Origin of the sequence: Rhodohalobacter sp. SW132 (assembly GCF_003390325.1) — a bacterium.
GTDB lineage: Bacteria > Bacteroidota > Rhodothermia > Balneolales > Balneolaceae > SW132.
In genome coordinates this window covers 88,142-99,825 of record NZ_QUOK01000004.1, presented here as the reverse complement: position 1 = coordinate 99,825, position 11,684 = coordinate 88,142, and the positions used below count along the sequence as shown (strand labels likewise).

Sequence of the window (11,684 nt, the reverse complement as noted above, 5' to 3'; positions counted from 1 at the left end):
GCCCTTGAGCAGAGGGCGCTATTTTTTTTACAAAGCGATATATAGGTTTATTAACAGTAATATTTTCAAAAAAACATTCGCATGAAAGCAGTAAGTGAAATCGAATCGGTACACAAAACAACGCTTCCCAATGGTATCCAGGTTGTAACAGAAGAGATAAAAAGCGTGAAAAGTGTTACTGTTGGCATTTGGGTAAAAACAGGAAGCCGTAATGAGACCGAAGAACAGGCAGGAATCACTCATTTTCTGGAACATATGCTGTTCAAAGGCACAGAAAACAGATCGTCTTATGATATTGCACTTAGCATGGAATCTGTAGGCGGATACCTGAACGCATTCACATCAACTGAATATACTTGCTACTACGCCCGCTGCCTTGATACGAAACTGCCGGTTGCCCTGGATGTTCTATCTGATATGGTAAGAAACTCTACCTTTCCCGAAGAGGAGATGGTGAAAGAGAAAAAAGTAGTGATTGAAGAGATGAAAATGTATCGCGACAGCCCGGACGATACCATCTTTGAGGAGTTCAGCAAGCGCACATTTAATAAACACCCTATTGGCCGGCCTGTCATCGGATTTGAGGAAACGGTATCCTCTTTTTCTCGGGATGATCTTTTTAATTATATCGGGGATCGCTATAAACCATCAAACCTGATTGTTGCCGTTGCCGGAAATGCAGATCACGAAAACGTTGTACAGATGGTTTCTGAATCTCTGGATATGGAGAGCAGAGGGGATGTTGAACCGATGGATCAGCCACTGACGGATTATAAACCGTTTAAAAAAGAGCTGCACAAAGCGATCGAACAGACTCATATGATAACGGGTCGCAGAGGGTTGTATTACGATCATGAAGATAAATATCTGCTGCTGCTGGCCAATACGGTTTTGGGAGGCGGAATGAGCTCAAGACTGCATCAAAATATTCGCGAGAAGTATGGATATTGCTACTCCATAGGCACGTTCAACCAATCGTATACCGATTCCGGCCTGTTTGGCGTATATATTGGAACAGACAAAGAGTATGTGAATCACGTACGGGAACTTATTACTCGGGAATTCGAGAAGATTCGAGAGGAACCGGTCCCGGAGCAGGAGCTTGCTGAGGCTAAAGCACAGCTGAAAGGGAAACTGATGCTGTCTCAGGAAAGCACAAGTAACCGAATGACTCGCCTTGCCAAAAGCCAGATCTACTTCGACCGATTCGTTTCACTCGATGAACTTGTGGAGAATATTAATTCAGTTACCCAGGAAGATCTTCTTAAATTCTCGAAATCTTTCTTTGATCCGACACTTTTTTCAGAAACAATATTACTGCCTGAAAAAGAGCAGAAGGACAACTAATTTCAAGTCAGTGATGAGTCACCCATGAATCATATATTAATATTGATTCAGCATAACTCGATATTTCTAACAACTCATCTGATGACTAAATAAGAGGATAAGGTTAGCAACTTGTTCTCAAAACGAATTTCTGATTTAATAATCACAAGACCGATATACAACATTATTTTATGACGACCATACATCAGCTTTCAAATCACGAAAATGAAATTGTAACGCTAAAAGGCTGGATATATAACAGCCGGAGCAGTAAAGGGCTTCACTTTCTGGAGTTGCGGGACGGAACCGGCCTCTGCCAGTGTATCGTTTCGGAGCAGGAAGTTTCGTCGGAAGTTTTTGAAGCCGCCGGTACGCTGAAACAGGAGAGCTCCCTGGAAATTTCAGGCAAAGTGATAAAAGACGACAGAAGCGTGGGCGGTTATGAACTTCATGCCACGGATGTGAAAGTTTACCAGGTGGCTGAAAATTATCCCATCACACCAAAAGATCATGGTGTAGAATTTTTGATGGAAAACCGTCATCTCTGGCTGAGAAGTCAGCGCCAGTGGGCGGCAATGCAGGTTAGAAATACGATTGTTTTCGCGATTCATCAATTTTTCCAGGGGGAAGGTTTTATCCAGATGGATGCCCCGATATTTACCGGGAATGCGGCCGAAGGCACAACCACACTTTTTGAAACGGACTATTTTGATGAGAAAGCGTACCTCACTCAGTCCGGTCAGCTTTACGCTGAAGCGATGGCGATGGCGCACGGAAAAGTGTACACTTTCGGGCCAACCTTCCGAGCTGAAAAAAGCAAAACGCGCCGACACCTTACCGAATTCTGGATGATTGAACCGGAGATGGCGTTTTATGACCTGGATATGAACATGGAGCTTGCTGAAAAAATGCTCAAGTTTATCATCAGTACCGTGCTTGAAAAACATGAAAGCGAGCTGAAAACTTTGGAACGGGATACTACATATCTGAAAAAAGCTGTCGCTGAACCGTTCAAAAAAATCTCCTATACCGATGCGGTTGAACAGCTGAAAAGTGATGCTACGGCTGAAATGCTTAATGAGATGGAAGAAGATCGGAAAAAAGAGCTTGAAGATATTCAGCAGGAAGAGAAAGAGATCAAAAAAGAGCATGGATCTGCCAAAAAGTGGAGAAAAGCCCAGATTGATGAACGGGTTAAGGAGATTCACGCGCGAATTGATCAGATTGAAGAGGACCTCAGAAATATTCCGGTTTGGAAAGAGTCGGCCGCAAACTTTGAGTGGGGTAACGATTTTGGCGGAAGTGATGAAACCATTCTTACCATGCAGTACGATACTCCGGTAATGGTCCACCGATATCCTGCGGCGGTAAAAGCGTTTTATATGAAGCGTGATCCAGAAGATGAAAAACTGGCCCTTGCACTGGATGTGCTGGCTCCTGAAGGCTACGGTGAAATTATTGGCGGAAGTGAGCGGGAAGACAGCCTGGAAAATCTTCAGGAGCGAATCAAAGAGCACGATCTGCCCGAGGAAGCGTTCGACTGGTACCTTGATCTCAGAAAATATGGATCGGTTCCTCACAGCGGTTACGGCCTCGGACTGGAACGAACGGTCTCCTGGCTCTGCGGTCTATCCCATGTTCGCGAAACCATTCCGTTCCCGAGAATGCTCGGCCGCCTGCGTCCATAGTGGTTTCTCTATTTCAACTTCCACAAAATGGCGATGGTTTGGCTACAAAATAGGTTTCATTTAAAACAGTAGATCGTATATATAATGAATGGCATTCATCTTTTTATGGCTGCAAGCCAGCCCCGTTTCGGGGCGGCATATTCGTAGCCCCAGAGGTTCACAAAGTGAATCTCTGGGGTACAAGGAGACCGATTTTTATAGAAGCACCGTAGGTGTGGCATCATTCGAACTCTGAATTCAATCTCAGTCATAGAATCCAAACGGATCGAAAATGACTGTGAAGCGAAGTTGCAGTTGAATTTTTAGATGGCGAAAAGCCATTTAGTGATCCAGAAAACGGGAAGGGCTGAATTCAAGATCCACAGGCCGACCATCAAGGACGAGGTCTGAAAGCTGTTTGGCAAGATGCGGACTGTATATTATTCCTTTAGATCCCAGTCCGCCAATGATATAGCGGTTTTTCAGTTCGGGATGTGCCCCGATCACCGGTTTATGGTCGTTCAGACTCACGCGCTCACCGGCCCACATTTTTTTGGAATGACGTCGGTTTGGTAAACCGGGAAATGTACGTTCCAGTTTTTTGTATAAGTATGTTTCACCTTCTTTATCTGTGTCAAGGTGAGTGTAGTGATGTTCATACGTGCTGCCTGCAACCAGCCGATGGGGAGTAGCCGGGTTGAAAGCGAAATAGCCCATGCTGGAAACGGAGTGATTGAAAGGCAGTTCTTCCGCAAATGTAAGGTCCAGAAGCTGACCTTTAATGCTATTCGCCGGCAGAAAATCCCATTCAGGAATTTGTGTGATGGCAGAGCCCGCAGCGTAAATAATCGCTTTCGTTGAAAACGACCGGCCGTTTTCAAGATCAATGGAAAAAGTCTGATCCTCTGAAGTATTGATATTGTAATCCGTCTCAAAAAACGTTTGTAAACCTTTCGATCGCAAATAATCTGTGAGAAATTCTATGTACCGATCGGCTACCACCGTAAACGCGTGTGGAATCTCAAGTCCGCCTGAATGCTCCCCAAACCAAGGATATTTCTTCTCGAACGGTTCTTTATCAAGCCAGCTGATCCAGTCTTCGCCCGGCCAGTCATACTTATCAGGAGATCGGCGGAAGTCATCAGCAAGGTCTTTCGTTAAGGCGGGGCGCAGGACTCCGTTTTTTGAATAGAAGATTTCCCCTGCAAATTTCGCGGTTCGTTTCAGAAGGTCTTCTGTTGCTATGATGGATTCTTCAGCATGCTCAACAAGCTTTGCACGGCGGCCCGTAGCTGGGTTAATTAGAACAAGCGGAGCTCCGGATGATCCGCCCCCCGGCAAGCCCGTATCGATGATTGCAACGTTTACCTGGCGTTGTAAAAGTGCATCTGCGGCAGCTAAACCCGCAATTCCAGCTCCAAGAATCGTAACATCAAAATCACTGGCTGACGTACTCAAGAGATCAGGCTTTCTGAGGTTACCACATCAACGCCGGCTTCTTTCATCTCGCTCCATGCAGCATCCAGCGATCCGTCGATGTCAATTCCTTTGACAGCATCTTCGATGATATGCATCTTAAATCCCTCCTTGATTCCATCCAGAACTGACCATTTAACGCAAAAATCAGTAGCCAGTCCTGCGGTGTAGAGATCCGTGATTCCGCGATCGTTCAGGTAGCCTGTCAGCCCGGTTTTCGTTTTTTGGTCATTTTCATAAAATGCAGAGTATGAATCGATCTCTTTGCGATATCCTTTGCGAATAATCACCTGGGATTTTTGAGTATTCAGATCCGGGTGGAACTCACCTCCATGAGAACCCTGAACGCAGTGATCCGGCCAGAGAACCTGGGTTCCGTAATCCATCTCCACAGTATCGTACGGTTCGTTTCCTTCGTGGCTGGCAGCAAACGAGTGATGTCCGTCCGGGTGCCAGTCCTGCGTTTGAATAATCCTGTCGAACGAATCGATAAGCTTGTTTACAACAGGCAGAATACGATTGGCATCCGGCACTTCAAGTGCACCATCTTTACAAAAATCATTTTGAATATCTACTAAAAGCAGCGCTTTCATGGGTAAATTAGATTTTATGCTGATCAAGAAGCTGATCACGCAAGGTTAACAATTTCGGTGTAACTCCAACTTTATAAATGTGCGGATTATCAAAACGTTTATACTCCCGCGGAAGTTTAGCCAGGCTCTCTCTGCAATATTCCTTCGAATCCGAAATAGAAACCTGCCTGGATTTGATCTCACCATTGTTCATTATTTCATTTAACAGCGGATAAAACTCTCTTCCTTCAAGAGATACCTCCTTTGCGGGAAAGGTTGGGTGATGAATCAATTCAAACGGATCATCCTGTTTCATCCCGATGGCGTCCGCGTAATACATTCCGTCACCATTCAGATATCGCCGAACGGATTTAGCTCCCGGCAGTGTAATCTTTTCAATGTTTTCTGATACTTTTAGTTTAGGCTCAGAGCCCGATTCACTCAGCTTATAAACGCCATCCAGCGCAGGAGAGTTGTGCCCTGTTACAAGCCGCGTTCCCACGCCGAATATATCAATCGGGGAATTCTGGTTTTTTAGACTGGCAATCACGCGCTCATCAAGCTGATTGGAAGCCGCAATTTTCACATCCGTGAAGCCTGCATTGTCCAGTAATTTTCGTGATTGTTTGGACAGATAGGCGAGGTCACCGCTATCGAGACGGATTCCTTTGAGTGAATGCCCTTTTTCTTTCAACTCTTTTGCTACGGTGATAGCATTTGGGAGGCCGGATTTAAGTGTGTTGTATGTATCAACAAGCAGCACAGTGGAATCGGGGAAATGTCTGGCATAGGTGCGAAAAGCTTCGAGTTCGTCATCAAACGACTGGACCCAGGAGTGAGCCATGGTTCCGCTGGCAGGTATGCCAAATTGCTGGGATGAGTAGACATTGGATGTGCCGTCGAATCCGCCAATGTAAGCGGCCCGGGTAGCGTGGATTCCGCCAAGCCCCTGTGAACGGCGAAGACCGAAATCGAGCAGGGTTGCATCTTCACCAGCGGCATAGCGCATTCGGGACGCTTTGGTCGCAATCAAACTTTGAAAATTCAGGATATTGAGCAAAAGCGTCTCAATGAGCTGTGTTTCGATCAAATCACCTTCCACGCGGATCAGCGGTACATTCGGGAATACAACCTCGCCTTCTTTGGGTGAATAGAGTGAACCGGTAAATTTGAAATCAGCCAGGTAGTTCAGAAAACCGGAGTCGAAACCTTCTTTTTTCAGATAGCTTAATTCGGAATCCCGGAAAGTGAAATTCTCCAGTGCTTCCAGCAGATCATTCAGGCCTGTAAAAACTACATATCCGCCATCAAAAGGCACTTTTCTGAAGAAGTAATCGAAGACACCCTTTTTCTCTCTATCACCCTCCAAAAAGTATCCCTGGGCCATCGTAAGTTCGTAATAATCCGTGAAGGAGGTCGGTTTATCAATATACATGAGTGATCTTTAAATGAAGAGTTGGCAGAATCTACAAAAATATAGTGAAGTGTATGTGTTCCTTTTGCTTACAATTTCATTCGTCATGCATAACATGTTAGAAATAGGAATTTTTTCAGTATCGTTCATAACCTTTCGAGAGGATGGATCTGACGGGTTACACCCATTTTGAATCTCTGCTTGATGGAGATAAACAACAATCAACCATCATGCGAGATCGTGCGACGGGTTTGAAACATATTCCGTTGATTGTCTGCTGAATTATAATCAACGATTTGCCGCTTCAATGCATGTATGGAGGGAGGCGGCGTTTGAACTGAGATATCTCACTTATCTTTATCTTTCCCCAGTTCATTAGTAGAATCGTTTCATACCATAGCCGACCAGTTACATGAGAAAGAGAATCGCACGCGGATAGATAGAGGTTTCACGCCACTCAGGTGCGGAAGATATTGTTGAGGTTTGCAAGTACCATTTAATAATTCCCCTGAATTATACATACTATTTTAGGTATGTATGATAAGAAAGCGATTACAAAAAGAAGCCAAGGCAATATAATCACCCAAAAATCCTCTTTGTAGAAAATTGTTTTTAAACTATAAAACCAAACACGCCATGTTTCAAGTCTCGGTGTGATTGTTTTTACCCCCCCCCTGGGTTTAAACTAATTAATAGACTTATTGTGTAACCATTGCGTGATTTTTCAATAGATCCAGAATTTATACCAGTACTAGCAAAAAAAGATAATGAATTGACATTTTCATCTTGCCCCTTTCCTTCGTTTATCTCTCTCTTTTTTTTATCAAGTAATACCTTTTTATACTTGTTAAACATATTGTCTCTTATGATATGACTTGTCTCTTATGATATGACCCATTGTAGCTTTCCTAAATGATTTCAAAGGGTTCGGCAACGCCATTTTGTAACGATACGCCAAGTAACAAAAAAAGATGAAAATTGATACTTCAACTACAGTTGGATTTTCCACAATAACAGCTGATCCAAGAAGGTTGCCTGACTCTGATATGCGTCCACCTGCTAAGTTATATACAAATAGAGCAAAAGATAAACCTGATAGAATTTTTCCCTTTTTAACTTCTTCGTTTTCCATTTCTCAAAATAGCCTCAATCAAAATTAAATCCCAAATTCTGGGATCGAATGCCGTTTATCAAAGTATATCCGATAGCTCATCAAGTGTAATCTGCTTTAGTGTCGTTTGCGTGTAAGTATATGAAAATATCTCGTCGTTCATAGTCTCAGATCTTTTATTGGTGTAACTGTATGATCAGAAAAACGGCAATCCCATAAAGTAAAAGTTTACAGACTGTTCAAATCTCTAAAATTCAGAGATTTCAGACCAATCATTTCAAAGAGTAAAATACTATGCTTATACTCTTTATGAGCAAATTCATTAAGCAGAGTAACAAAATATGGCAGATAGAAAGGAAATATATCACACGCTCAGACTCAAGATGGAAGATGCTGGTTTTCAATTCGAGAAAGAGCAAAGACCGCACAGGCAAAATAGAAAAGAGAATGAGCTTGTTTTCGTCCATCCTCTGTTAATCGAAAAGTTTGATGAAGATGGCTACGAAGTAAGAGCTGAAAAGTTTTATATAAAGCCACTTTCAGATGAGCCTGATTGCGAAATAGGCTTAGTAACTGGTACAACATCTGCTTTATTTGACGATTCTTTCTTTGTAGAACCCAATGCTATCGATTCACATAAAAAAAAGCCAGCTTGGACTAATAGAGAAAATCAATCTTCTTTGGATAGACTGTTAATGTCTATTGTCAAATATCTTGGTTCGATTGAAAAGCAAAGTACCAATCAGACTTTTATAGAAGGTAATGCTAGAAATATTCTTCAAACCTCTTATGAAAGAAGTACAGAAGCAAGAGAAGTATGTTTAAAACATCACGGGTTTTCTTGCAAAGTGTGTGACTTCAATTTTGAAGAGAAATTCGGTGAAGTGGGAAAAGGATTTATCCACGTTCATCATAGAAATCAAATATCTGAGACTGGGGGAGAATACGAGGTTGATCCTATATCTGATTTGATACCAGTCTGCCCGAATTGCCATGCAATGATTCATTCGAAAAGACCTGCGTTCACGGTTGAACAGATAAGAAATATACGGAAAGTGGGTTCTTAGAAGTAGTTATTTTGAGTAAAAATTTTCAATTTGAGCTTATAAATTACTTTTAAAATGAATTCATCACTGGGTGGATTGGTTTTTGATAGATCGTACAGATCAAGTTGATATAGAACGATTGATCCAAAGAAAAGGCATCTTTAATGTGTTGGTCAAATACCATTATACCTATGTTCGATTAATCATGTCTTTTTTTATTCAATTTTAAAATCTATATCAGGTAAAACCCATTCATATCCAAATTGCTCACTGATGATTCCAAGTCTTATTTGTATCTTAACGAGAATATTCAACGAGCATCACACTGTAAGTATCCAGTCTCTTTATGCGTTTAGATCCCAAATATTTTAACCTGTTTCTTGTTGTTTGTGCGGCTATAACAGCACTTGTGATTGTTTTCAGCACAGTCCGTTATGTATCCAACCAGCAGGAAACGTTCAGAGAAGAAATTCGCGAAGCGGATTTAAGCAGTTGGAATCTGTATCGCTACACAGAGCAGGATTCAGTTACTGTTGAACAGTTTTCGGGAAGCCCGGTTGTTGTGCATTTCTGGTCAACCTGGTCGGGTATGTCTATGGAAGTAAACCAGGTGCTTTCCGGTGAGAAACAGAATCGTCCGGAGTTGATTATTGTGGCCGCCGCTTCGCGGGACGGGGATGAGCAAGTACTTGAGTATATCGACGGTGTGAACTATGATTTCGTTTTTGTGAACGGGACATCGGTGTACCAGGATCTGATGGTGCCGGGGATGCCGTCGCTATTATTTATAAATCGAAAGGGTGAAATTGTGGATCATCTTGTGGGCAAAGACACAGATGAAATGGTCCGGAAAATTGAACAACTTCTTGATGAGGAGTCGTAAGATGGCGCTCTCTCTAAATGGCAATGTTGTTTCTGAAGATGCAGGAAAAATCCACGCACAATCAGATGGGCTTTACCATGGCGCGGGCTGTTTTGAAACGTTCAAAAGCTACAGCGGTACATTTTTACGGTTTGATGAACATCTCAACCGGCTGAACCGTGGAATTGAGTATCTGACCCACTCCCATGCAGAACCCTTGAACAGCTCAGTCATCAGGGAAGAAATTTCGGATCTGATTCAATCCAACAACTTATCCGGTTCAGATGCTAAAATTCGTATCCAGGTATCCATTGCCGGCACCAACGGATATTCCGTTCGGGAACCTGTTCAACTGAACCGGGTAATAACGGCGGATGTTTACAATCGATCGGCATCTCCAAGAAATCTCGTGACTTCATCCGTTACGGTAGTGCCGAATACATCCGTTCCTTCGGATCTTAAATTGAGCAACATGCTTCACTACAGACAGGCAGCTATTGAGGCAAAAGCCAGAGGCGCGGATGACGCCCTGATGCTTACAACAGATGGCTATGTGGCTGAAACGTCCATCGCCAACCTGTTCTGGGTAACAGGGGATACCGTTCATACACCGTCCATTGAGTGTGATATTCTTCCCGGAGTGATGAGAAACATCGTAATCAACCTGCTGGAAGAAATGGGATTAAAAACAGAGCAGGGAAAATATCAACCTGATTCTATTCTGGATAGTGATTTTATATGGTGTACCAACAGCCTGATGGAATGTGTGCCGGTGCGGAAGATTGATGATCTCGATTTTGATTCAAAATCCGGACTCTTTACAGAATTGAGTCGTGAATTAAAAAACTACAAACGGAACGCATTACAGTGAGTACCCGATTTCAAACGGCCGATGATGTGTACGGTTACATAGATTCGATACCGATGTTTGGCAGAAGCGGTGCATCCGCGGCAAACTTTTCGCTCGATTCAATCAGGGATTTTTGCGAAAAGATTGGAAATCCGCATCTCTCCACTCCGTGCATTCATGTAGCGGGTACAAATGGAAAGGGCACAACATGCCGGATACTTGCATCGGTGTACCAGTCAGCCGGTTATAAAACGGGTTTATTTACATCGCCCCATTTGGTAGAGTACAGGGAGCGGATCTCGGTTGACGCTCAAATGATTCCAGATGCCAAACTTGTGGAATTTTTTCAGCGGCACGAAACCGAACTCGAAACGCACTCTTTAACCTACTTTGAGCTCTCGGCGGTGATAGCGTTCTGGTATTTTAGTGACCAGGAGGTGGATATTGCCATATACGAAACCGGGCTTGGCGGGCGTCTTGATGCTACAAATATTGTGAAACCTCTTGTAAGTTTAGTCACCTCGATTAGCCTGGACCATACCGATATTCTTGGAAATACAATTGCACAGATTGCAGCTGAAAAAGCGGGAATCATCAAACCCGGCCGGCCTGTGGTAACTGGAAATCTGCCCGCAGAAGCGGATCAGGTAATTGAATCGATCGCTGAGAAGGTAAAATCTGAATGGATAAAGGCTGCACAAATTCCGGAATACCACACTATGATTACCGGGAGCGGAGATGCAGCACGTCCGTTTTTGCTGTCCGAGAAATTGAATCTGCCAATCGTCTATTCAGTAGTACGTTGTTTAAGTGAACAATATCCCGTATCATTACTGTCTCTGCAAGATGGCTTAGATGAGTGGCAAAAACGATATCCCGACGGAGCGTCCTTCCGTCAGCTGCACCCGGATCTGCAATGGTATTATGATGGAGCTCATAACACAGATTCACTTTCGCTCCTGATCCGGCAATTAAAGGAAATAGCCCCTTTGGACCAATGGACATTCGTGCTTGCTATGATGTCTGATAAACTCAATAGTAAAACGGCTTCACTGGTATCAAAAACCGGTTCATTATATTATTATCCGATCAATTCGGAACGGGCTGCCGGGGAGGAGCAATATCAAAAATATTTTAAGTACGCAACGAAATTGCCTGTTAAAGATGAAGATTTAGAAACAGGCTGGATTGTAAATAAAAAAACAGAATTAGTAATTTTTGGAGGAAGTTTTTACTTTTATCAAACCGTTAGGCGATGGATGGGAAACATTATTGCTCAATAACCGGTTCAAACCTTTTCCAGACTACTCAAAAGAACTGATCTTTTCTTCGTCGTACTCCACGAATACGGCAGTACGTT

At 43.1% G+C, this 11,684-nt stretch carries 11 protein-coding genes; 7 read left to right on the top strand and 4 right to left on the bottom strand.

The genetic code is table 11. The features are described from left to right. Positions 1-81 precede the first annotated feature (81 nt). Together DYD21_RS09465 and DYD21_RS09460 are read left to right on the top strand one after the other, a co-directional pair. The gene (locus tag DYD21_RS09465) at positions 82-1,347 is read left to right on the top strand and encodes a pitrilysin family protein (RefSeq protein WP_116035736.1); all 1,266 of its coding nucleotides are present in this window, start codon (positions 82-84) and stop codon (positions 1,345-1,347) included. Between the two features lie 170 nt (positions 1,348-1,517). After that, complete coding sequence (locus DYD21_RS09460; RefSeq protein WP_116035733.1) at positions 1,518-3,014, top strand: asparagine--tRNA ligase; 1,497 nt, start codon at positions 1,518-1,520, stop codon at positions 3,012-3,014. Between the two features lie 321 nt (positions 3,015-3,335). On the opposite strand, the gene DYD21_RS09455 is transcribed toward DYD21_RS09460, so the two are convergent. The 4 genes from DYD21_RS09455 to DYD21_RS09440 all read right to left on the bottom strand — a co-directional run bounded on the left by DYD21_RS09455 (position 3,336) and on the right by DYD21_RS09440 (position 7,310). Continuing rightward, on the bottom strand, positions 3,336-4,451 hold the full coding sequence (locus tag DYD21_RS09455) for an FAD-binding oxidoreductase (RefSeq protein ID WP_116035731.1): 1,116 nt from the start codon (positions 4,449-4,451) through the stop codon (positions 3,336-3,338). Next, positions 4,448-5,062: a bifunctional nicotinamidase/pyrazinamidase gene (pncA, locus tag DYD21_RS09450; RefSeq protein WP_116035728.1), complete on the bottom strand. Its 615-nt coding sequence runs from the start codon at positions 5,060-5,062 to the stop codon at positions 4,448-4,450. Before pncA ends, DYD21_RS09455 begins: the two co-directional genes overlap by 4 nt. 7 nt (positions 5,063-5,069) lie before the next feature. Continuing rightward, positions 5,070-6,476, bottom strand: coding sequence for a nicotinate phosphoribosyltransferase (locus DYD21_RS09445; protein ID WP_116035726.1), 1,407 nt, complete (start codon positions 6,474-6,476; stop codon positions 5,070-5,072). Positions 6,477-7,118: 642 nt separating this feature from the next. Next, on the bottom strand, positions 7,119-7,310 hold the full coding sequence (locus DYD21_RS09440) for a hypothetical protein (RefSeq protein WP_116035724.1): 192 nt from the start codon (positions 7,308-7,310) through the stop codon (positions 7,119-7,121). A gap of 116 nt (positions 7,311-7,426) precedes the next feature. On the opposite strand from DYD21_RS09440, the gene DYD21_RS20890 reads away from it, so the two are divergent. From DYD21_RS20890 to DYD21_RS09415, 5 genes are all read left to right on the top strand, one after another. Continuing rightward, a complete protein-coding gene (locus tag DYD21_RS20890) occupies positions 7,427-7,615 on the top strand; it encodes a hypothetical protein (protein WP_147303545.1) in 189 nt (62 codons plus the stop codon). A 292-nt stretch (positions 7,616-7,907) separates the two neighbouring features. Beyond that, the gene (locus DYD21_RS09430) at positions 7,908-8,633 is read left to right on the top strand and encodes an HNH endonuclease (protein WP_116035719.1); all 726 of its coding nucleotides are present in this window, start codon (positions 7,908-7,910) and stop codon (positions 8,631-8,633) included. A 325-nt stretch (positions 8,634-8,958) separates the two neighbouring features. Continuing rightward, positions 8,959-9,495, top strand: a complete 537-nt coding sequence (locus DYD21_RS09425) for a TlpA disulfide reductase family protein (protein WP_116035716.1) — start codon at positions 8,959-8,961, stop codon at positions 9,493-9,495. Next, positions 9,482-10,345: an aminotransferase class IV gene (locus tag DYD21_RS09420; RefSeq protein ID WP_158551485.1), complete on the top strand. Its 864-nt coding sequence runs from the start codon at positions 9,482-9,484 to the stop codon at positions 10,343-10,345. The genes DYD21_RS09425 and DYD21_RS09420 overlap by 14 nt, the downstream gene beginning before the upstream one ends. Beyond that, positions 10,342-11,607, top strand: coding sequence for a folylpolyglutamate synthase/dihydrofolate synthase family protein (locus tag DYD21_RS09415; RefSeq protein ID WP_116035713.1), 1,266 nt, complete (start codon positions 10,342-10,344; stop codon positions 11,605-11,607). Before DYD21_RS09420 ends, DYD21_RS09415 begins: the two co-directional genes overlap by 4 nt. The last annotated feature ends 77 nt before the right edge of the window (positions 11,608-11,684 follow it).